Consider the following 21,436-nt stretch of genomic DNA (forward strand, 5'->3'; position numbering starts at 1 on the left):
CGCGTGATGATCTACCGGATCCCTGGGCTGCTTGTGTTCTGTCTCGGGCTCGCCAGCGCCGGCGCGGGCTGCGCCGGCGTCGGCGACGACGCCTCGCCGCTCGACGGGCCGCCGCGCGCGGCGCCCGCGGGGAGCGGCTCATCGAGCGGGTCGGCCATCGGGCCGGCCAGCGGCGGGCCGGCCAGCGGCGGGTCGGCCAACGAGCTGGTGGCGGCCATCGCGGACGCGGTGCAGGGCGTCTGGGGCAACGGCCTCTCCGCCGAGGCGCTCACCCGCAACGCGCTGATCGCGAACCCGCGTGCCAATCCCGTCATGGTGTCCGTCCCGCTCGCGACCGAGAGCTACGCCGACACAGGCCCCTACCCCGCGCTCCGCCGCCAGCTCCGCCACGAGCCCACGCGCGAGGTGATGGACTATCTCGTCTCCTGCGCCCTCGAGAGGGGCCAGAGCGTGTCGTATACCGACACGTCGACAGGCAAGGAATTCACATTCGACGGCGAGATCGGGATCTGCCCTGCCTGGGCCGTGGGCCCGGTGGGAGCGAAGTGCCAGCAGCTCGTCTCGGCGTGCATGCTCTCGCTCGTGAACGCCCTGGGCCGCTCGATCACCGTCTCGCTGCGAGGCCAGGCGTTCCCGGAGCACCGGCCGGGGCTCCTCACGCCGGCGCCCTCCGTCCGCGTGGTGACGAAGACGGAGGACGGTGACACCATTCCGAGCTTCAGGCGGTGCGCGATCGATTCCGAGGGCGCGTCGCGCAACTGTGGATGGACGGCCCAGAACGTCGGCTCCTGCACCCCGGGCTCGACCGTGTTCATCGCGACCGGCGAAGCGCCCCTGACCGACTGCGCCGACGACCCGGCGAGCGCCGCCGGGCTGCCCGGCAGCGATACGGTGCTTCGCGTCTGCAGCGGTATCCGCGGCTGCGACGCCGGCTCACCCGATCTCATCGATCCGCGCGAGGTGCGCTGCGGCGGGCGCACCGAGCCTGCGCTCCGCTTCGTCTGCCCTCAAAGCGCCTACTTCAGCCTCATGAGCGGCCCGCGGACGAGCGGCCGCGCCGGCCTCTCCGCGCCGGCCGGAGTCGCCGCGATGCTCCAGAAGCACCGCCGCTTCAGCGTCGCGAGCCGCCCGCGGCCGAGCCCCCCGCCGCCGCCCGGCGCCGTCTCCATCGCCGAGGCGACGTTCCGCGACGCGGTGTATCCAGCGGCGGAGGCCGACGTCTTCGCCTGGCGCGAGGGCGCGTTCTACGGGAACCTGTGGGGCAATCAGCCCCTCCACCCCCGGCTCCAGGCGGGAATGAACGAAGTGAAAGAGAACGGCGAATTCGAGCGTGCTCCGGCCCCCAGAGAGGAGGAGTCCGGGCAGGCCATCTATCGGAACGCCTTCGCCTGCACGGGTGAATACTGGAGCGATCACGCCGCGTACGTGGGGGAACGCCTCTGCGCCGGCGCCGAGGGCGAGGTGGACTGCGTCGCGACCCCGGTCGGCGCCTGCGGTGAATCGCACCTCGTGGCGGACTGTCCGCAGCTCGACCAGTGCTCCGTCGACGACGGGGAGCTCGTGGAGGGCGACAGGGACTTCCAGCAGTGCGCGGGCGGCGGGGGCACCTGGCGCCATCCGATCACGGTGTTTCTCAACCACCCGTCGGATGTCGTCCGGGACTTCCCGTTCTCCCCGTTCGCGCCGGTGTTGCCCGGCGGCGCGCTGTCCATCAACCCGCCGCTCTGTCCCTGAGCGGCGGCCGCCGCTTCAGCGCGCGGCCGCGCGGCCGACCCACCGCGCGCTCACCCGTCCCTGTAGTCGCCTGGCTCGATGCCATAACGCGCGATCCACCGGTGGATCTGCGTTCTCCCCTTCCCCATCGCCCGCGCCACGGCGCTGACGTTCCCGCGGTGCTCGCGGAAGAGGCGGATGAGCGCCTCGCGCCGCTGCTGGTCCTCCTCGGCGGGCCGCTGGCGCTCGGCGGGCTGGGCGTCGGGCTTCGAGGCCTCGGGCGGGTGGCTGCTCCGCGGCACGACGACGGGCGGCGGCAGGTGGTCGAGCTCCACCCGGCCGCCGCCGGCGAGCACGATCGCGGTCGCCAGGCACTTCTCCAGCTCGCGGACGTTGAGCCGCCACTCGCGCAGGAGGAGCGCGCGCGCCGCCTCGCAGCCGAGCGAGATCGACGCGGCCCGGTCCGGGGCGGCGCGGCGGAGCAGCGCGGCGATGAGCAGCCCGAGATCCTCCCGGCGCCTGCGCAGGGGCGGCAGCTCGAGCACGAAGCCCGAGAGTCGCGCGAAGAGATCGCCCCGGAAGTCGCCGCGCTCGACCATCGCAGGGAGGTCGCGGTGCGTGGCCACGACCACGCGGAGGTCGACCTTCACGGGGCGCGTCGCGCCCACCGCGACGACCTCCGACTCCTGCAGCACGCGCAGGAACGCGGTCTGCGACGCCGCGGGCAGATCGCCGATCTCGTCGAGGAAGAGCGTGCCGCGGTCGGACGCGCGGATGAGGCCGGGCCGGTCCTCGGCGGCGCCGGAGAAGGCGCCCTTCTTGTGGCCGAACAGCTCGGACTCGATGAGGCTCTCGGGCAGCGCGCCGCAGTTGATGGCGACGAACGGGCCGGGCCGCCCCGAGAGCGCGTGGACGGCGCGCGCGGCGACCTCCTTGCCGGTGCCGCTCTCGCCCTGGAGGACGACGGGGATGGGCGCGGGCGCGACGGCCCGGAGGGAGGCGAAGCGCTCGGCCAGCTCGGGCGAGAAGGTGGCGAGGCCGAACGGCGGATCCGCCGCCTGGGTAGCGTCGCTCGCCGCCTCGTCGGGCACCGCGACCTCGCGGAACAGAAAGAACGTGTGCCCGAGCTCGATCAGGTCCCCCTCGGCGAGCGTCGCGCTCCGCCGTGGCACGCCGTTCACGAAGGTGCCGTTCGTCGAGCCGAGGTCCTCCAGGCAGAGCTGGCCGCCGTCGCGCGTGATCCGCGCGTGCCGGGACGACACCCAGCCGTCCTCGAGGCGCACGTCGAGCAGCGCCCGGTCCGCCTCGGTCCGCCGGTCGATCGAGCGCACCGGGCCTCGCCCGAACCGCACCTCGTCGACCCCGTCGAGCGCCAGCCGCGCGGGCGGATCCATCGGCCGCTGGCACTGCAAGACGAGAAAAAGGAACGGCCGCGGCTCGGCGGCGCAGCCGGCGCGCCGCCGGGTGCGGACCAGCGTCGACGGCTCGTCCCGACCCGCGCTCATCCTGCCCCTCTCCGCCCCTGGCAGGCCGCGCACGGAGGAGGCGCCAGCGAATCGACCCGAGGCTGCATGCCGCAGGCCCACGATCTATCACGCCCCGCCAGCCAGTGGAGCAAGCTCAGGCGCGCGAAGCGCACGCGCTGGTCGTCCTGTCGCAGCGCCCCGAGCTGGCAGGGCGGCTCGCCGGGCCGTCAGCGGTAGGGCCCCTGCGGCGCGGGCGCCGCGAGCGCAGCGACGACGGCGATCGCGCGCTCGATCCGGTCGCGCCCCGTCTCGATGCAGCCGAACACCAGCTTGACCGCGGCCTCATCGCCCACGACGGCCGCCGGGCGGAGCGCGGCGATCTCGCGCCTCACCTCGTCGGTCAGGCGCCACGCCACCCGGTCCGGCGCGTCGGCCTGCACCTCGTACGCCCGCGACAGGCCGCCGTCGTCGGGCTGCCCGGAGTTCACCCGGTCCGGCCCGCGCCTGGCCCGGCGTTTCACGATGAACCGCTCCGACGGGGACGCGGCGCGGGCGACGCGCACCTGCGTGCCGAACGCCCCCCGCCTTCCATCCCGGCCGAACGCCACGGTGAGGCGCCGGCCGCGGTGCTCGAGCTCGATGGTCATGCCTCCTCCGGACGAGGTGGTCCCGGCGCCGGACAGGAGGCGCCCGCCGAGCTGTTGCGAGAGCGCCCGCAGCTCCTTCGCGAGCGCCCGGCCGCGGCCGGCGACGAGCGCCGCGGCGCGGATGGCGCTCGCGAGCTTCTCGGCGTCGTCCTCCAGCCCGGCGCGGATCGCGGTCAGCCGGTGCGACTCGAGCGTGAGCTGGTATTCGGTCGCCGCGCGGAGCGCCTCGCGCAGCTCTCGCGTGAGCCACCAGCGCGCGAGCGCCGGGCTGCTCGCCTGCACGACGAAGACGCCGTCCTCCGCCGGATCGCCGGCGTCCACCCGCCGCGCCCGGAAACGCCCGCCGCTCGGCCGGTCGAGCTGCTGCTCGTTGACCCGGAGCCTGAGGCCCGACGGGTTGCTCACCGTGCCCGTGATGCGGGTGCTGTAGCGCACGACGGCCGCGCCGCTGCGATCGACGTCGTGGTCGACGAGGAGCGCGACGCTGTCGAGCACCACGGAGATCTGCATCCGCGGGTCTCCCGATGGGCCTGGACCCGACCGGAACTCCCCCCCGACGAGGGCCGCCGCGCGCTGCCACATGGGCCGTGCGAGCCGCCAGCGGGCCTCGGCCGCCCGCCGCGCGTCGTTGCGCGCGTACGCGGAGAAGCGCGCGAGCCCCGCGATCCCCGAGATGATCATCAGGACGAAGATGGGCTCCATCCTCGCCCAGGGTATCGTCCCCGCGAGGGTGCGCCCAGGCGAGACCGGCCCGGGGGCGGCCGATCTCGTCTGGGCGGCTCGCCGCGCGGAAGGGCGCGGCGGGCCGCCGCCTACTGATCGCCGTGGACCGAGAGATGATAGGTGTTGCCGGGGTCCACCTGCGAGACGACGACCGTGTACGTATCGTTGTTCTCTGTCTCGTACGAGAACACGCCCCCCGTCGACGTGACGGTCCGGAAGAAGACCAGGACATCGTTGCCCCACATGTTCCTGTAGTACACCGCCATCTGGACCGTGCCCGAGGTGGAGTCCACGTGGGCGTGATACCACTTGGTGCCGTTGACCGTGACCGTGCGGCCGACGCTGCTGTCGGTCCAGCAATAATCGAAATCGACGCTGCTCGCGCTGCAATAACTCGCCACGAAATCGCTCGCCGTCAGGGCTTGCGCGGCGGTCCCGAGCTCCTCTCCGGCGCTCGGTCGCCGCGCCGGCGCCGGCGCCGGCGTCGCCTCCTCGACCACGTCCACGTCGGGCGCGATCGCGGCGCGGCGCGCGCCGCCCGCGAGCCGGGCCGCGTCCATGCGGTCCTGCGCCGCGATCAGCGCCGGCGGCGCGGCCTCTCGCGAGAGCGCCTCGTAGAGCGCGACGGGGGGCAGCCGCTCCATGGACTCGTCGAGCTCGCCGGTGGTGAAGGCCAGGACGCGGCCCTCCTCCGGCTCGTAGAAATGAACCTCGGCGCCGTTCGAGAGCTGCAGGCTCGTGATCGGGGCGAGCCCCTCCTCGACCGCCTCGTCCGCCGGCTCCTGCCCCGCGGCGCAGCCGCCGAGGGCGCAGAGCCCCAGCGCGAGGGCCGCGGCGCGGCGGGCGGTGCGAGCCATCGAGACATCACGGAGCATCGAATTCAAGGTCATGGTCATTCTCCTAGGTCCTACGTGGGTTGAGCGCGGGCTCGCGCCCGCGCGGCGGCCGGCGCGCGACACACCCTCGATCACGACGAATGCCGCGCGCCCGCGGGCCACCCCGCGGGCGTGTCGGCTCGTCAGCGCGTCGCGGCGGCCTTCACTGCAGGACATGGCAAGACCGGGGCCAGCAGCGATGACACGCCGCGATATCGCGCGACACGCGGCCATGTCCGATGAATCTCGCGCTCTGTCCCCTACCGCCCAGAGGACACCCCCTCCTCCGGGAGCGCCGGCGCGCACACGCGCGGCGGCCGGGTGCCTGCCACACTGACCGGTGTGGCACGTGTCAGCTGTGACAGGGGTGATACGGCGCAGCCCGCGCCGCCCCCCGGCGGCGACAGCCCACCACGTGACCAGGACGACGTGGCACCACCGCGTCAGGCCCGTGAAACGAAGCGCGGCTCACCGCGCCGCTCGCCTTCGTGAACGAGCGGCTGGCCCGGCACCACGGGACGAGCGGCGTCTGCGCGCGGCGCAGCTCGCGCTCGTTGGGGGAGAAGGAACTCCAATGTAGGGAACGAGGGACACCCGATGTGGGAGAAGGAAGTCCAATGTGGAGGGGCGGAGAGGGAAGTCCAAACCCTCCGGAGACGTCAAGTCCCAACTGCGGAAGCTGCCCTGGATCGACAGAACATTTTTCCACGCAATCCGGCCTCCCTGAAAAAAATGACACCATATCAACAACTTACCCATGAATCGAAGGAGTCGTCTTCACGCAACCGCCATCGGCGATTGACATCGGAGATGTGAGCGCTCACATTGGCACTCGTCGGTATTCTTTTGCTTCGCATCGGAAGGGTGGTCATGCGCACTGAGATCTCCACGAGAACGGGCCACGCGGGCCAGTGGGCTGATCCATGAGACTTCGATCTCCACCGAGCTCTTCGGCGCGCTGAGCCCCAGCGCCGGCGACGACGCCGCCCCGAGGGGGGTCGGCACGTCCGACGACGACCCGCGCGCGGGGCTCGACTCGGCCGACACCGGCTCGACCAGGCACACCTCGACCGGCGTGTCGGGGGGGAGAAGGAGATCCAAACGCTTCGGAGACGTCAAGCCCCAACTGCGGGAGCTGCCCTGGGTTGACAGAACATCTTTCCATGTGATCCGGCTCCACGGGAGAGCGACGCCAACTCAACAACTTATCTACGCGTCGAAGGGGCCGCTTTCACGCCACTACGACATTCCCGCTTAAGTACAGGAGAACCTTATGAGAATGCGATTTGAACGCTGGACCCTGCTGACGACGATCGCGCTCAGCGCGTGCATCTCCGCCGAGCAGCTCGATGAAGACGGCTACGAGTTCGAAGAGCTGGCCGAGAGCGTCACCATCGATACCGCGGCGACCTACACGATCACCGGCGTCCAGAGTGGAAAATGCGTCGAGGTGGCTGGAGGCAGCACCGCGGACGCGGCGGCCTTGCAGATCGCCAGCTGCAACGGCTCGACGCGGCAACAGTTCCGCATGGAATCGGCGGGCGGCGGCTACTATCGCATCCGCAACGTCAACAGCAACCGTTGCATGGACGTCGCGGGCGCCTCCACAAGCGACGGCGCCCGCATCCAGCAATACTCCTGCTGGACCGGGGAGAACCAGCAGTGGTCCTTCACGGACGTCGCCAGCGGCGTCGTGCGCCTCACCGCACGCAACAGCGGCAAGTCCCTGGACGTCTACGCCCGCGGCACCGCGGACGGCACCGCCTTGGTTCAATGGGCATCGAACGGCGGCACCAACCAGCAATTCCGGATCACCCCCGTGAGCTCGGGCACTGGCACCGGCGGCACCGGCGGCGCCGGCGGCACGGGAGGCACCGGCGGCACCGGCGGCACCGGCGGCAGCGGCGGCGCCGGAGGCGGCGGGGCAGGCGGCAAGTTCGTCGGCAACATCACAACCGGCGGGCAGGTGCGAGCGGATCTGTCCCGGTACTGGAACCAGATCAGCCCGGAGAACGAGGGCAAATGGGGCTCCGTCGAACCCACGCGGGACGTCATGAACTGGGCCGGCATGGACCGAGTCCGGGATTACGCTCGCCAGAAGGGCATTCCCTACAAGGGCCACACCCTGATCTGGGGTGCCCAGCAGCCGGGCTGGATCGCCAATCTGTCGCAGAGCGAGCAACGCGCAGAGGTCGAGGAGTGGATCCAGGCGTTCTGCCAGCGCTACCCGGACGTCGCCGTCATCGACGTCGTGAACGAGCCGCCCCCGCACACCACCCCGTCGTACATGAACGCCCTCGGCGGCGCGGGCTCGAGCGGCTACGACTGGATCGTGCAAGCGTTCAAGTGGGCGCGGCAGTACTGCCCGAACGCCAAGCTGCTGCTCAACGACTACAACAACATCGAGTACAGCGGTGACAATCAGAACACGCTGAATATCGTCAATCGGATCCGGGCGGCGGGGGCTCCCATCGACGGCATCGGAGCTCAGGCTCACGACGCGTACAAGCTCAACACGAGCACCGTCAAGGGCTTCCTCGACCGACTCGCCGGCACCGGCCTACCGGTCTATATCACCGAGTACGATATCAACCTGGCGAACGACACGCAGCAGCTCAACGTGATGCAGAGCCAGTTCCCCATGTTCTACGACCATCCGAGCGTGAAAGGCATCACGCTGTGGGGGTACATCAGCGGCCAGACGTGGGTAGCCAACTCAGGACTCATGAGCAGCAGCGGCCAGATGCGGCCCGCCATGTCCTGGCTGATGGGCTACCTGGGGCGCTGACGCCGGACGCGCTCACGCGCGGTTCACGGAGATCCACGCGCCCGGAGATCGCCGCGCAGGCTCGTCGGCTCGGTCGCAGATCGACGGAGTCGACCCGCAAGGCCAGCGCTTGCGCGGCCGATCCCGGGCGCCTTCCCATGGTTCTTGCTTCCCGCTTCGTATGCCTTTGAACAGAGGGGATGATGATGAGAATCCGATTCAGACGATGGTCGCTGCTCACGACGCTCGCCGCCACGGCCGCGTGCGTCTCCGCTGAGCAGCTCGATGAAGACGGCCCCGAGTTCGACGAGCTCGCCGAGAGCGTCACCATCGACACCGCGGCGACCTACACGATCGTCGGCGTCCAGAGTGGAAAATGCGTCGAGGTGGCCGGAGGCAGCACCGCGGACGCAGCCGCCTTGCAGATCGCCAGCTGCAACGGCTCGACGCGGCAACAGTTCCGCATGGAATCGGCGGGCGGCGGCTACTATCGCATCCGCAACGTCAACAGCAACCGTTGCATGGACGTCGCGGGCGCCTCCACAAGCGACGGCGCCCGCATCCAGCAATACTCCTGCTGGACCGGGGAGAACCAGCAGTGGTCCTTCACGGACGTCGCCAGCGGCGTCGTGCGCCTCACCGCACGCAACAGCGGCAAGTCCCTGGACGTCTACGGCCGCGGCACCGCGGACGGCACCGCCGTGATTCAATGGACATCGAACGGCGGGACCAACCAGCAATTCCGGATCACGCCCGTGAGCTCGGGCACTGGCACCGGCGGCACCGGCGGCGCCGGCGGCACGGGAGGCACCGGCGGCACGGGGGGCACCGGCGGCAGCGGCGGCGGCGAAGGGTGCGGCTTGCCCACCACCTTCCGCTGGCAGTCGAGCGGCGCGCTGGTGAGCCCGAAGTCCGACGCGACTCACAATATCGTGTCCATCAAGGATCCGACGGTCTCCTTCTTCAACGATCGATGGCACATCTACGCCACCACGGCGAACACCGCCGGCAACTGGCAGATGACTTACCTGAACTTCACCGACTGGCCCCAGGCCGCGTCCGCATCGCATTACTACATGGATCGCACGCCTGGCTTCAGCGGCTATCGGTGCGCGCCGCAGATGTTCTTCTTCAGGCCTCAGAACAAGTGGTACCTCATCTATCAATCGCAGCCGCCGCAGTTCTCCACGACCAGCGACCCGAGCCGGCCGGACACCTGGACCAGGCCCCAGAACTTCTTCGCGTCCACGCCCGCCGGCATGCCCAGCCTGCCCATCGATTACTGGGTGATCTGCGACAGCGCCAACTGTTACCTCTTCTTCACCGGCGACGACGGCCGGATGTACCGCAGCCAGACCACAGTGCAGAACTTCCCGAACGGATTCGGCCCGGTCTCGATCGCCCTTCAGGACTCGAATCGTAACAATCTGTTCGAGGGGAGCTCCACGTACAAGATCAAGGGCATGAACAAGTACCTGACCCTGATCGAGGCCATCGGCCCGACGGGCGCCAGGTTCTATCGCTCATTCACCGCGGATCGCCTCGACGGCGCGTGGACCCCGCTCGCGCATACCTGGAACGCGCCGTTCGCAGGTCAAAACAACGTCACCTACGCGCCAGGCGTGGCTGACTGGAGCGACGACGTCAGCCATGGCGAGCTGGTGCGCGATGGCAACGACGAGACCGCGACGATCGACACTTGCAATCTGCAGTTCCTGTATCAGGGACGCAACCCCAGCTCGGGCGGCGAATACTCGCAGCTCCCGTACCGCCTCGGCCTGTTGAAGGCGGTTCGCTAGAACACTGTTCACGTCGGAGTCTCGAGAGAATCAATAGAAGGGAAGACGAACCGGTAGCGCAGCGGGGAGCCGGCGGAAACGCCGGCCGCCCGCTGCTCTACCGGTACCCCTCTTTCCCGCGTTCCTTTCTCTTGGAGCTTGCTTCCCGGCAGGTCGGTCGGGCCTCGCAACGCATTGAACACAGGGAACTTTCAACCTGTTCGGTGCTCCACAGCAAACGGCTTCCGAGAAGTGAAGCCCTCGCTGCTGCTCGCGTCTCGTACAGCCACGCTGTAGCCGAGAGAACATTTCCTTATGCGCTCCACCACCTCCGGGAAAAGCAACGCCAAATCAACTACGTCTTCACTCATTGAAATCGCCCCCTTCACCCCACAGCCACAGCCTGCGGGGCGCCCCTCGCTGGGATCCTTCGCGCGTGTTAAGATGGCCCTCATGGTGTGGGTGGTCCTCTTGGGTGCGCTCCTCTTCGCGAGCGCCTGTGACAGCACCGTCGTCGTTCGCGAGGACGGCCATCGCGCGAGCGACGGCGACGGCGGCGGCGGCGGCGACGGCGACGGCGGCACGTCAGCGCCAGGCGGCGGAAGCAGCGATACAAGCAGTTCGTCCTCATCACCCGGTTGGACGGTGCCGCCCGATCGGGTCTACAGCTATATCGATTGCGGCGACGAGACCGCCGACTCGACGCTCTTCGTGGAGATCTCGCCGAGGGGCTCCGGCTGTCTGCCCGCGGCGGACGTCTTGGACGATGTGCTCGTGTTCGGGATCGTGAGGTGGGACGGGCAACCGGGAACGTTCACGCTCGGTGTCGAGACGCCGCACGGCATGGCGCTGGCCGCCAGGGGCTTGCAGCCCGATCCCCTCATTGGCACGCTGACGATCGAGCCATACGTCGGGACGCCTTCGGCGATCGCGTGGGATCTATCCGTAGGCGCTGGCCGCACCGACCTATCCGTTTGCGGCCGCTTCGACGACTTCCCGTGCCGGTGAGCCTCACTCGCCTTTGACGAACGGCACATCGAGCGAGCCCTCCGTCACGTTGACGTGAACCGCGCACGTGGGCGAAAGGGTGGACCCGTTCGTCCTCGCATCGGGGCCAAACGCGGCGCCACGAACGTGGTGTGAATGCGGCTCAGACCTTCGGACAGCCTCGCTTCGTCGGTCTAGACGAGGCGCAGCGGCCGCTCGATCGCGAGGTGGGTTGTCCTCGATCCGTGGACGATGGGCGGCGCGGGCAGGTCGGCGAGCGCCTGCCGAGCGCCTCTTCCAGACGCGGCGACGCCGCGCTCAGACCTGGATGCCCGCGAGCGGCGACGTGACCCGCCCCGCATCGACGCCGATCTCCGTCACGTTCAAGCCCATGATCTGGGCGACCGTCAGGAGCGCCTTGCTCAGGTTGTCGCCGGGGAAATTGCGGTGCTCGTCGCCGCGCAGCCGCCCTCCGGCTTTCCCGGCGAAGAGCACCGGCCATTCCGTCCTCGTGTGCACCTTACCCCACGCGGTGTCGGACGTGACGTACACGAGCGAGCTGTCGAGCAGGTTCGAGCTGCCGTGCGGCGTGTTCTTGAGCTTCGTCAAGAACTCGTTCAGGCAGCGCATCGTGTACATCACGCCCTTGTCGACGCGAGGCTGGCTCGATTGATCCCCGGCATCTCCGTGGCAGATGGTGTCGTGAAAGTCGTCGTTCATGTCCTGCGCGAGGTGCCGGTAGTAGACGTGCGCGGCGGGCAGCGAGAACATGAACGAGAGCACGCGGGTCCTCTCGCAGGCGAGCGCGAGCGCCGAGAGCTCGACCATGGCGGCGTTCACCGCAGGGGGCGCCTCGCTCTGCGAGTCCTTGCCGGCGGTGGGGGCCGTCGGGCTCTTGCACGCCGCCGTCGCGCCGCCGCCGGACGGCATGGTCTCGAGGCGCTGCTCGATGGCGCGGATCGACTCGAGGTGCTCCTCGATACGATGCCTGTCGGCCGCCCCGAGCCGCTGCTTCAGGCTCGCGCCGTCCTGCAGGACGGAGTCGAGCACGCTCTTCCGGACGTTCGCGAGCTTCGCGGCCTGCTCCGCGCCGTCGTCGCTGGGCTCGGGCAAGCCGTTCATGAACAATCGATTGAACACGGCCTTCGGATCGAACTCCGGGTTGTTGCGCGCGTTCGGCCCCCTGTGCGAGACCGTATGCAGCGAGTCCTGAGGGCCGCCCGGCGTCGCCGGCGTCAATCCCACCTCGAGAGAGCGGTACGGCGCCCCCTCCGAGATGGCGTTCGCGACGACCTGGTCGATGGAAGCGGCCCGCACGGCGTTCCCGCTGAGCGGCGCGCCGGTCGTGGCCCCCGCCGACCCCGTGGGGTGCTCGACGCCGGATACGACGAGCTTGTTTTCGAGGCCGCTGATCACCGTGAGGTACGACTTGAGATCCGCGAGCGGCTGGAGCTCGGGGCTGAGCTCCCAGGCCTGACCGGAGCCCGTGCGCGTCGGCTTCCAGCGACCGGGAAGCGTGCCGTTCCCGAAGAACCACGTGACGTAGAGCGGCGACACCGGCGTCTTCGTCTGAGCGTGCGCCGTGCCGCTCTCGTTCAGCATGATCTCCAGCAAGGGGAGCGGGATGGTGACGGCGGCGCCCGTCGCCAGCATGCCCCGGAGAACAGTTCGTCGGCTCAAAGCTTTGTTCGTCATTGGGGTACCTGCGATCAGGGTTGAGGGGCGACGGACGAGAAAGCGTCGTTGGTCACGACGTCGAGGACCAGCTCGCGCAGCTTGTACCCCGACCCTTCGAACGAGGCGGTCAGCGCGTCCAGCACGCGCTCGTCCACGTCTCTCTCCTCGTGACCCGCTGCATACGTGTAGTACTTGCGGACGAGGCACTCCGCGACCGAGGCGTCCGAGCTGAGGGTCACGCCGAGCGCGCGCGCGTCGGCGACCGGCACCCCGTCGAACTCGCCGCTCGGGTCGATCGGCAGGCCGTGGTCGGTCGTGCGGAAGCGGCCGATCGCGTCGAAGGTCTCGAGCGGCAGGCCCAGCGGGTCCATGTACGAATGGCAGCCGGCGCAGGCCGGCTTGGTCCGGTGGATCTCGAGGCGCTGACGCTTCGTGAGGGGCTTGTCCGCAGGCGGCTCCGGGAGCTCGAGGGCGACGTCGCCTGGGGGCGGCGGGATGGGCGTGCACATGAGGGCGTCGCGCATGAACTTGCCGCGCAAGGTGGGAGAGCCCTCCTTCTGGTTCGCGAACTGCGAGAGGAAGCCCGCTTTGCTGAGGATCCCGATGCGCGGGCCGTCCGCGGGCAACGAGCGGACCTCGAAGGCGCCCGAGCCGAGGCCGGCCGTGTCGAGACCGTAGAGCTGGGCGAGCTCGGTGTTGACGACGACCTTCGTTGTCGAGAACAGGTCGAGCGCGCTCGTTCGATCGTCGAACGCGAGGACCTCCCAGGTGCCTCGCATGTCGCGGACCATCGCCGCTCGCAGCGCGGGGCTATACTCAGGAAAGAGCGCCGTGTCTTTTGCCTGCGTGCTGATCCGATCGAGCCGCATGTACTCCTCGGCGAAGGCGCCGACCGCCTCGCGCCCGGCGGGCGCCTCGAGCAGCCGCGTCGCCGCCGCGCGGATCCCCTCCACCGTTCCGAGCGCCCCGCTCGCGGCCTGGTCGAGCAGCTCCTGGTCTGGCAGGCTGTTCCACACAAGGAACGCGAGCCGGGACGCCATCTCGTAGCCCGTCAAGCGCAGCGACCCGTCGGCGCTCGGAGCGCCGAGCTCCGGGCGATACAGGAAGTTCGGGGACGTGAAGAGGGCCACCGTCGCCCAGCGGGTCCCCTCGACGGCGCTCTCGAGCTCGGCCGCGGCCTTCGTGGCGACGGCCGCGAGCCGGTCGACCTCGGCGGCCTCGAGCGGGCGGCGCCACGCGCGAAGCCCCAGCGCCTCGATGAAACCACGCACGCAAGCGTCGTTCTCCGCGCCGCTGGGCGCGCAGCCGATGAACTGGTCTCGCCTCGCGGGATCGGCGAACACCGCGTCGACGGCGCCCTCGATGGCCGCGTGGTACTGCTCGACGCCTCGCTCCGAGGTCACGACCGTCGCGGCGCCGACGACAGCAAAGTTCCCGTTCCAGCTGTCGGCGTCGAGCTGGTGGATATCGACCTCGACACCCAACATGTCGCGCACGGCGTTGCGGAACTGCGTTCTCGTCAAACGGCGCAGCATCCCGGCCGCGGGCTGGAACGGCGGCGGGTCCGAGCCCGTCGACGCTCCATCTCCCCCGGCAGAGGAAGAGGACTCCCCAGGGCCCTCCGTCGGGTCACCCAGCGCGCCCGTGCACGCGGCAGCGAACGCGAGCGCGCAAACTGCGGCCACTTCTCTCGAGAAACGGAGCTCGTGCCATGACGGCTTCTTCATCTTGCTCTCCGATAATGCAAGGGGGGTGACGACGCGCGGGGACCCACATCTCGCGACCATGCCTCAGAGCAGGCGCTCGCATCACGGAGCCCATCTCGCCCGGCGTGATGGAGCCTGGAGCACCAGAACCAGGACGGGGCCTGTGTGATGACACTGCTGCGTCCGAGGAGGGGCTGAGCATAGCCCGCCGCAACATAGGTCACGCCGCCCCCGAAGTTGCCATCCGGCCGCTTCGCCGGACTCCCAAGAAAATTCCAGCGAACAGCACCTAGGGGTTCACGACAGCCATCGAATCAGCAAGGCTTGTCGTGGCCTCTGGTGATCACCTCTGGCGAGACACCAAGCACCATCGATTGGCAATCGCTTCAGCGACGGCCGAGCGAACGGAATCGGCACCGGGACCGGGACCGATCAAGAAGACGAAGATCTCGGCGCGCAGGAGGCCCCACCGAGGGCGAAGCAAAAGGACGCCCCTGAGCGCAATGTGAACGATCACATCCGAGGAGTCAACGCCAATCGACGGGCGCGCGGGCCCCCTCGAGCCCGAGGGAGGACGACGCTGGCGGGGTGCTCCAGAGCCGGGCGCATCCGGGTCGAGGCCGAGCCGGTGCAGCGCAAGAGCCCCCTCCGGGCTCCCCGGAACCCACGATCTCGCACAAGCCAAGCTCGTGTGACAGCTCACGCGGGCGCCGCGGCCGGCCGCCGCCACGTATCGCCGGCCGCCGCCACGTATCGCCGGCCGCCGCCACGTATCGCCGGCCGCCGCCACGTATCGATCGAGGCCGAGGAGGGCTGCGCACCGGTCAATTTTGATTGACCCCCATCATGTGAACGATCACAATCCGTCTCCGAGCTGCGATCATGCGGCTGAGCTTGCCCCTTCCTTGATCAGGAGACATCGGATGTGGATGAGCGTGAAGCTGATGGGTGCCGTGATGATGAGCGTCGGCACTGGCTTTGCCTTCGGGTTTGCAGGCGGCTTTGCGGGCGCAGCGTGGGCCGCGGGCGGGACGGCAAACGTCCGCGCATCGGTTGCCGAAGGGAAGGATTTCAGCTGCGGCGACAAAGGACAGAGTGCCTGTCCGATACAGGGGCTGGATCAGGACGGCTCTGTGCAGGGTGGAGCACGAGGCGAAGCACCGTGACGACGCCTTCTGAGGCGCCGCGCCCTGCTCTCGCCCTCTCCGCTCCTCGCGCAGGGCGGGCGCTCTCCTTCCGGCCCCTGGGCTGACCCGCCGGGTCGATTCACGTCGAGCGTTCTCAGACGCGCCGTCGGCCGCCAGCGTCGCGCGCTGCAAGGTGTCCATGTCCACATCCGCGCAAGATCCGAAGTCGAGCGAATCCATCACCCCCGTGCGCTGGGGCGTCCTCGGGGCGAGCAACTTCGCGTTGAAGGTCAGCCTGCCCAGCATGAGGCTGGGGCCCCTGACCCAGGTCGCCGCGCTGGCGTCGCGCGACATCGACAAGGCGCGCGCCGCCGCGGAGCCGCTCGGGATCCCGAAGGCGTACGGAAGCTATGATGAGCTGCTCGACGACCCGGAGATCGAGGCCGTCTACATCCCGCTGCCCAACCACCTGCACGTGAAGTGGTCGGCGCGCGCGGCCCGCGCCGGCAAGCACGTCCTGTGCGAGAAGCCGATCGCGCTCAGCGCCAAGGACGCCGCGGCGCTGGTCGACGTCGAGCACGAGACGGGCAAGCGGATCGCCGAAGCGTTCATGGTCCGCTATCACCCGCAGTGGCAGCAGGCCAGGGACTGGGTGCGAAGCGGCCGGATCGGCGAGCTGGTCAGCGTCCAGGCGGCATTCTCGTATTTCAACCGGGACGCGACCAACATCCGCAACAGGGAGCAGGTCGGGGGCGGCGCGCTCTACGACATCGGCTGTTACGCGGTGAACACGTCGCGCTTGCTGTTCGGACGCGAGCCCGTGCGGGCGATGGTGCTCGTCGAGCGCGATCCCGAGTTCGGCACCGATCGCTTGACCTCGGGCCTGCTCGATTACGGCGGCGCGCACCTGACGTTCACGTGCAGCACGCAGGCGGTGGCCTACCAGCGCGTGAACGCGCTCGGCACCAAGGGCCGCATCGAGCTCGAGATCCCGTTCAACGCGCCCGCCGACCGGCCGTGCAAGATCTTCCTCGATGACGGCTCGACGCTGAACTGCAGCTCGGCCAAGGTCACCTCGTTCCCCGTCGTCGACCAGTACCACCTGCAGAGCGAGGCGTTCTCGCGCGCCATCCGCACGGGCGGCCCGGTCGAGAATTCGATCGAGGTCGCGGTCGGCAACATGCGGGTCATCGACGCGCTGTTCCGGTCCGCCGAGAGCAGGCGCTGGGAGAAGATCTAGCGGCGCCCCGCGGCGCCGCCCTCGTCACGGCCGCGGCGGCGAGGGCGCCCTCCCCGCCCGCGGCGCCTTCGAGCCTCCTGATGAGGTCAGCCGCGGGGCCGGCGCCGCCGCATCGCCAGGGCGGAGAGCCCCACGGCGAGCGCCGCGGCCCACGAGCTCGTCGTGGCGCTGGCTCCGGCGACGACGCACCCGCAACCGCCGTCGGAGGCCTCCTCGTCCGGCAGGGGTCCGCCGGCCCCACCTCCCTCGCCCGACGCGTCTCCGCTGCCGGAGGAGCTGGCAGCCGTCCCTGCCGCGCCCACGCCGTTGCCGGAGGAGCTGGCCGCCGTCGCCGCCCCGCCCTCGCCGCTGCCGGAGGAGCTGGCCGCCGTCGCCGCCCCGCCCTCGCCGCTGCCGGAGGAGGTCGCCGTCTCCGCCCCGCCCGCGCCGCTGGCGGAGGAGCTGGCCGCCGTCGCCGCCCCACCCGCGCCGGCGCCGGACCCGGTGTCCTCATCGCGGGGCACATTTCCGGTGAACCCGGTCTGCCCCTCCCGTGTCAGCGACAGCACCAGCGTGCCGTCCTTCACCGTCACGTTCTGCGGGTCGAAATCCACGCGGTTCCCGTCGAACGTCCAGTCCGCCTTGCTCCATCGCGCGCTGTCCAGGGAGTTGAAGTCGTCCTGCCACGCGAGCTCGAAGCCCCCGTTGTTGTAGCGATAATACTTGATCCAGTTGACGAACTGGTGCTGCGGGAGGACGGAATCGTCGAACGGCCCGACCCACTCGGTGGCATCCGAGGACCACGTGTTGAAGCGGAAAGACTGGGGATTCTTCAGGGCGGTCACCTGCGCCCCCGTCGACCTCTTGATCTCTCGCCCGTCGATGCTCCAGGCCACGTAGTCCGGCGTCCACTCCAGCGCGTAGGTGTGATAGCCGTCCGCGAGGGAGACGCCCGCGTCGTGCACCCCCTCCGACGTCACCCTCGTGCCCATCCCGGTGATGATGTTGGACTGCCAGCTCCGGGCGTTGTCCTTCCCGAAGACCTCGATGTCGATCTCCTCCCAGAACGCGCCGGACATCTCTGAGCCGTTCTTGTAGGTGAAGAAGGTCGACAGGATGCCGCTCCCGCGCACCATGCGCATGCGCATCTCGATGCGACCGTGAAGATAGCTCTGGGCCGAGTAAAGCTCTGCGCCCTTGTACGGCTTCGCTGCCGCGGTCGAGCTGACCGCGAGCGCCAGCGAGGCAGCGGCGAGCATCAGACCTGCGCGGACTCTCGTGAACATGATCAAACCTCCAATGATTGCACCAACCGTCAATTCGCGGCGGATCCGCTCCGCCCGGCTCCTCGGGCACGACGCCGCCGCGCGGCGACCGCGCCCAGCGCGATCAAGGCGGCGAGCGCGCCCGCGGGGGAGCTGGGCCCCGATTGGACCCGGAAGGCGCACCCGCCCTCGTCGCCGCTGGCGCCGTCAGCGGGGGTACCGCCAGCGCCGCCCGTGCCGCTCCCCGCCGTCGCTCCGCTGCCCGCCGTTGCTCCGCTGCCGGTCGTCGCTGCGCTGCTGCTGCTCGCCCCCTCGCCCGACCCGCCGCTGCCCGCCGCTCCCCCTTCACCCACGTCCGGAGCGCCCCCCGCGCCAGCGCCCCCAGCGCCGGTCGGATCCGGGGCGTCGAGCGGAGTGAACTTCCACCAGTTGACATTGAACAGGAAACCGCTCCCACCGGTGAACTTCAGGTACAGATCGTGGTTCCCTGTCGCGCCGTCGACAGCACAGGACGTGGTGGCCCAGGTCTGCCAGCCGCCGGTACCCTCAACCATGCAGGTCCCCACCAGCGTGCCCGTCGGGCCGTCGAGGCGCAGCTCGATGCTGCCGCCGCTGGTCGCCGAGGCCACTCTCGCGTCGAAGGACACCGCGCCGGTGCCAAAATCGACGCCCCTCACCTTGATGTAGTCCCCGTTCTCGATCGACCCGACGTTCATTCCCCCCTCGCCGCATACCTCGGTCTCGACCCCGGATCCCCAGGCGATGGTCTCGGCCTCCGTCATGACATACGGATTCAGGTTGCCGACGCCAGGCGGGCCCTCCTTGGTCATCTTGATCGTCGGGAATGTACCGTCGGCGTTGAACGTGAACCGCTCGACGGCCGCCGAGCGGTGATAACCGCCGCCGCCCGGCAAGGCGCCGTTGTGATAGAAGAAGTAGGAGCTCCCCTTGAAGTCGATGACGCCCGCGTGATTGGTGAAGCTGCTGCCCTCCGTGGGCATGATCACCCCCCGGTAAGTCCACGGGCCGGTGGGCTTGCTGCTCGTCGAGTAGGCGATGTATTCGGAGATAGGGCCACCCGCGTACACCAGGTAGTACAGCCCATCGCGCTTGTAGAGCCACGGGCCTTCTTCGTACTTGGTCTTATGGCGACCATCGTCATTCCCGGTGCGCTGTCCGAAGCTCTCCGCCGTCATGGGCACGCGCACGACGTCTCCCTGGTAGGAGATCATGTCCTGATTCAGCTTCACGTAGCACACGCTCGGGTTTCCCCAGTACAGATAAGCCTGGCCGTCGTCGTCGATGAACGGCGTCGGATCGATGTCTCCGCAATCGGCCGTGATCAACGGCTTTCCCAGGGCGTCTTTGAAGGGACCGGTGGGGCTGTCCGACACGGCCACGCCGATGGTCATCCTGTTCAGCGAGCGGCTCGTGACAGGAACGTAATAGTAGAACTTCCCGTTCCTGGGGATGGCCTGGCCAGCCCACGCGTCCCCCTTTGCCCAGCTGAAATCGCTGAATTTCAGCGGCGACCCGTGATCCGTCCAGTTCACCATATCCTTGGAGGAGTACACCCTCCATTCGTTCATCGTGAACCAGTCCGTGGCGCTGTCCTCGTCATGCCCGGTATAGAGGTATACCGTGTCATCGTGGACCATGGGGGCAGGGTCAGGTGTATAAATGGTCTGTACGACGGGATTGTCTGCCTGGGAGACCGACGGAAACGCGGTCACGCCACAGAGCAACAACGCCGCCCGGAGGAGCTCACGTTGGAGGGAGTTCGTGCTCGTCGACATTCTTGGATCCTTGCTGCTCTCCTGAAACTCGGTCAGGCATTGTCAATGTCGCGGGTCGCTCGGCTCATGGCGCTCCGGCGCCTCTCGCCGGGGTGGTTCGCCGTGAAGGCAGCCCGCTGGGCGAGCTCGCGGACATCGCCTTCCGCGAAGGTGGGCATCGGCGGCAGACGACGTTCGAGCCCCCGGCCCGGCGACTCTCCGGCGAAGCGCGCCGAGCGCCGCCGCTCAACCCTCGGCTCAGAGCTGCGTGAAGAAACCCCGGACCTCGCGAGGATCCCGGGTCGTCGGCTGGCCGTTGTCCTTCGGCGAGGGGGTGTGATCCCCGTCGAACGCACGCCAGCGCGTGGGGTGCCCGCTCGAGCAGCCCGTGTACGAAACGCAGCTGTGCGCGCCGCTGCCCTTGCCCGGCTCGGGCGGACCTTGCGCCGCCCAGCCGCTGTCCTTCAGCGCGACATCAATCACTGGCGATCCAGGAACTCCATCAGCCACTGCATGGCCGGCCGCATCCTGTTGTCATCATACTGGATGCCGGTGTTGTCCCGCCAGGTGGTGCCGACGATGTAGCCCCACAAGGTGATGCCCTGGACCGAGGGGTGGTTCCAGTACATCGTGAACTGCTCCTCCATGATCTGCTTCTGCCTGTTGTCGTTCGCCTCGCCGATGTCGTACTCGGTGATGTACACAGGCTTGCCCAGCGAGGCGAGCCCGTCGACGAAGCCCTTCACGGTGTTGGTGTTGATCTTGTACGCGTCGTGGGCCTGCGCGCCGATGGCGTCGACCGGGGCGCCCGCTGCGATCACCGCCCGCGCGATCTTCATGAAGTTGTTGTGGTCGTTCTGGTACTCGATGTTGTTGTAGTCATTGAGGATCAGGACCGCGTTCGGGCAGAACTCGCGGGCCCACTTGAAGGAGTTGACGATCCAGTCCCAGCCGCTGGCGCCGTCACCGCCGATGCCGTTCTTGTACGAGGGCGTGGTGTGGGGCGGCGGCTCGTTGACCACGTCGATGTACTTCGTCTTGGGGTAGCGCTCGCAGAACGACTTCATCCAGTCCCGCACGGCCGCCTGCTGCTCGTTGCCGGGGAGGCTCCCGACCCAGCTGGGCTGCTGGGAGCCCCACACGAAGACGTGGTGCTTGAAGATGATGTTGTTGTCCTGCGCGTACTTGTAGATCCTGTCGAGCTTGCTCCAGTCCTTGTTCCCGCGGCTCTTCTCGACCTCGCCCCACTTCCCCTCGTTCTCGGGCGTGATCTGGTTCCAGTAGTTCGCGAAGCCGTCGCGCACGGCGCCGCGCGTCGTGATGTTGCCGACGAACTTCCCCGTGGGCTCCGAGCCGCCGGCTCCGGTGGACGTGCTGCTCGAGGCGTCCGAACCGCCGCCGCCCTCGTTCGATCCGCCGCTGCTGGCGCTCGTCGTGCCGGCGCTCGTCGTGCCAGGGCCCGTCGTGCCGGCGCTCGTCGTGCCGGCGCTCGTCGTGCCAGGGCCCGTCGTGCCGGCGCTCGTCGTGCCGGCGCCCGTCGTGCCGGCGCCCGTCGTGGCGCTGCCGGCTCCCCCCGAGCCGCCCGCGCCACCGCTGTCGCCCCCGTCGCCGCATGCAGCGAGAGTCGCGACCCCGAGCGCGATCCACGTCGTACCGCGCAGCCATCGAGAAGAACGGTTCTTGTTCATGTTGGATTTCCGCAAGTTGAGCG

Annotated in this window: 15 protein-coding genes; 6 read left to right on the plus strand and 9 right to left on the minus strand. The window is 69.1% G+C overall.

Features of this window, described 5'->3' with window-relative positions; genetic code table 11:
• Positions 1-6: 6 nt before the first annotated feature.
• Entirely contained in the window at positions 7-1,734 is a 1,728-nt protein-coding gene (locus WMF39_RS25105) for a hypothetical protein (protein WP_437739008.1), read from the plus strand.
• Between the two features lie 50 nt (positions 1,735-1,784).
• On the opposite strand, the gene WMF39_RS25110 is transcribed toward WMF39_RS25105, so the two are convergent.
• The 3 genes from WMF39_RS25110 to WMF39_RS25120 all read right to left on the minus strand — a co-directional run bounded on the left by WMF39_RS25110 (position 1,785) and on the right by WMF39_RS25120 (position 5,439).
• Positions 1,785-3,218 carry a sigma 54-interacting transcriptional regulator gene (locus WMF39_RS25110; RefSeq protein WP_437739009.1) on the minus strand — a complete coding sequence of 478 codons (1,434 nt, stop codon included), beginning with the start codon at positions 3,216-3,218 and terminating at the stop codon, positions 1,785-1,787.
• A gap of 188 nt (positions 3,219-3,406) precedes the next feature.
• Positions 3,407-4,528, minus strand: a complete 1,122-nt coding sequence (locus WMF39_RS25115) for a hypothetical protein (protein ID WP_437739010.1) — start codon at positions 4,526-4,528, stop codon at positions 3,407-3,409.
• 110 nt (positions 4,529-4,638) lie between these two features.
• Entirely contained in the window at positions 4,639-5,439 is an 801-nt protein-coding gene (locus WMF39_RS25120) for a hypothetical protein (RefSeq protein WP_437739011.1), read from the minus strand.
• Positions 5,440-6,697: 1,258 nt separating this feature from the next.
• Between WMF39_RS25120 and WMF39_RS25125 the strand changes: the two genes are divergently transcribed.
• From WMF39_RS25125 to WMF39_RS25135, 3 genes are all read left to right on the plus strand, one after another.
• Positions 6,698-8,212, plus strand: coding sequence for an endo-1,4-beta-xylanase (locus tag WMF39_RS25125; RefSeq protein WP_437739012.1), 1,515 nt, complete (start codon positions 6,698-6,700; stop codon positions 8,210-8,212).
• 185 nt (positions 8,213-8,397) lie between these two features.
• A complete protein-coding gene (locus tag WMF39_RS25130; protein WP_437739013.1) occupies positions 8,398-9,990 on the plus strand; it encodes a non-reducing end alpha-L-arabinofuranosidase family hydrolase in 1,593 nt (530 codons plus the stop codon).
• Between the two features lie 294 nt (positions 9,991-10,284).
• Positions 10,285-10,977: a hypothetical protein gene (locus tag WMF39_RS25135; RefSeq protein ID WP_437739014.1), complete on the plus strand. Its 693-nt coding sequence runs from the start codon at positions 10,285-10,287 to the stop codon at positions 10,975-10,977.
• A 297-nt stretch (positions 10,978-11,274) separates the two neighbouring features.
• Here WMF39_RS25135 and WMF39_RS25140 read toward each other — a convergent pair whose 3' ends face one another.
• The gene (locus WMF39_RS25140) at positions 11,275-12,651 is read right to left on the minus strand and encodes a DUF1552 domain-containing protein (RefSeq protein WP_437739015.1); all 1,377 of its coding nucleotides are present in this window, start codon (positions 12,649-12,651) and stop codon (positions 11,275-11,277) included.
• Between the two features lie 14 nt (positions 12,652-12,665).
• Positions 12,666-14,156 (minus strand): DUF1592 domain-containing protein, encoded by a 1,491-nt coding sequence (locus tag WMF39_RS25145; RefSeq protein ID WP_437739016.1) that lies wholly within the window; start codon positions 14,154-14,156, stop codon positions 12,666-12,668.
• Between the two features lie 1,112 nt (positions 14,157-15,268).
• Between WMF39_RS25145 and WMF39_RS25150 the strand changes: the two genes are divergently transcribed.
• Both WMF39_RS25150 and WMF39_RS25155 read left to right on the plus strand, forming a co-directional pair.
• Positions 15,269-15,505 carry a hypothetical protein gene (locus tag WMF39_RS25150; protein ID WP_437739017.1) on the plus strand — a complete coding sequence of 79 codons (237 nt, stop codon included), beginning with the start codon at positions 15,269-15,271 and terminating at the stop codon, positions 15,503-15,505.
• Between the two features lie 160 nt (positions 15,506-15,665).
• Complete coding sequence (locus tag WMF39_RS25155) at positions 15,666-16,706, plus strand: Gfo/Idh/MocA family protein (protein ID WP_437739018.1); 1,041 nt, start codon at positions 15,666-15,668, stop codon at positions 16,704-16,706.
• An 86-nt stretch (positions 16,707-16,792) separates the two neighbouring features.
• On the opposite strand, the gene WMF39_RS25160 is transcribed toward WMF39_RS25155, so the two are convergent.
• The 4 genes from WMF39_RS25160 to WMF39_RS25175 all read right to left on the minus strand — a co-directional run bounded on the left by WMF39_RS25160 (position 16,793) and on the right by WMF39_RS25175 (position 21,413).
• Positions 16,793-17,971: a family 16 glycosylhydrolase gene (locus WMF39_RS25160; protein WP_437739019.1), complete on the minus strand. Its 1,179-nt coding sequence runs from the start codon at positions 17,969-17,971 to the stop codon at positions 16,793-16,795.
• A gap of 29 nt (positions 17,972-18,000) precedes the next feature.
• On the minus strand, positions 18,001-19,746 hold the full coding sequence (locus WMF39_RS25165; protein ID WP_437739020.1) for a glycoside hydrolase family 43 protein: 1,746 nt from the start codon (positions 19,744-19,746) through the stop codon (positions 18,001-18,003).
• A 237-nt stretch (positions 19,747-19,983) separates the two neighbouring features.
• Positions 19,984-20,208 carry a hypothetical protein gene (locus WMF39_RS25170; protein WP_437739021.1) on the minus strand — a complete coding sequence of 75 codons (225 nt, stop codon included), beginning with the start codon at positions 20,206-20,208 and terminating at the stop codon, positions 19,984-19,986.
• A complete protein-coding gene (locus WMF39_RS25175; RefSeq protein ID WP_437739022.1) occupies positions 20,205-21,413 on the minus strand; it encodes an endo-1,4-beta-xylanase in 1,209 nt (402 codons plus the stop codon). The genes WMF39_RS25170 and WMF39_RS25175 overlap by 4 nt, the downstream gene beginning before the upstream one ends.
• Between the last annotated feature and the right edge of the window lie 23 nt (positions 21,414-21,436).

The organism is Sorangium sp. So ce1504, assembly GCF_051521635.1.
GTDB lineage: Bacteria > Myxococcota_A > Polyangia > Polyangiales > Polyangiaceae > Sorangium > Sorangium cellulosum_B.

Excerpts from the sequence above, each read along its gene's own strand:
- WMF39_RS25120 (WP_437739011.1), bottom strand. The coding sequence starts at position 5,439 with ATGACCTTGAATTCGATGCTCCGTGATGTCTCGATGGCTCGCACCGCC.
- WMF39_RS25140 (WP_437739015.1), bottom strand. The coding sequence starts at position 12,651 with ATGACGAACAAAGCTTTGAGCCGACGAACTGTTCTCCGGGGCATGCTG.
- WMF39_RS25160 (WP_437739019.1), bottom strand. The coding sequence starts at position 17,971 with ATGTTCACGAGAGTCCGCGCAGGTCTGATGCTCGCCGCTGCCTCGCTG.
- WMF39_RS25165 (WP_437739020.1), bottom strand. The coding sequence starts at position 19,746 with ATGTCGACGAGCACGAACTCCCTCCAACGTGAGCTCCTCCGGGCGGCG.
- WMF39_RS25105 (WP_437739008.1), top strand. The coding sequence starts at position 7 with ATGATCTACCGGATCCCTGGGCTGCTTGTGTTCTGTCTCGGGCTCGCC.
- WMF39_RS25130 (WP_437739013.1), top strand. The coding sequence starts at position 8,398 with ATGAGAATCCGATTCAGACGATGGTCGCTGCTCACGACGCTCGCCGCC.
- WMF39_RS25125 (WP_437739012.1), top strand. The coding sequence starts at position 6,698 with ATGAGAATGCGATTTGAACGCTGGACCCTGCTGACGACGATCGCGCTC.
- WMF39_RS25110 (WP_437739009.1), bottom strand. The coding sequence starts at position 3,218 with ATGAGCGCGGGTCGGGACGAGCCGTCGACGCTGGTCCGCACCCGGCGG.
- WMF39_RS25150 (WP_437739017.1), top strand. The coding sequence starts at position 15,269 with ATGAGCGTGAAGCTGATGGGTGCCGTGATGATGAGCGTCGGCACTGGC.
- WMF39_RS25135 (WP_437739014.1), top strand. The coding sequence starts at position 10,285 with ATGCGCTCCACCACCTCCGGGAAAAGCAACGCCAAATCAACTACGTCT.
- WMF39_RS25175 (WP_437739022.1), bottom strand. The coding sequence starts at position 21,413 with ATGAACAAGAACCGTTCTTCTCGATGGCTGCGCGGTACGACGTGGATC.
- WMF39_RS25115 (WP_437739010.1), bottom strand. The coding sequence starts at position 4,528 with ATGGAGCCCATCTTCGTCCTGATGATCATCTCGGGGATCGCGGGGCTC.
- WMF39_RS25155 (WP_437739018.1), top strand. The coding sequence starts at position 15,666 with ATGTCCACATCCGCGCAAGATCCGAAGTCGAGCGAATCCATCACCCCC.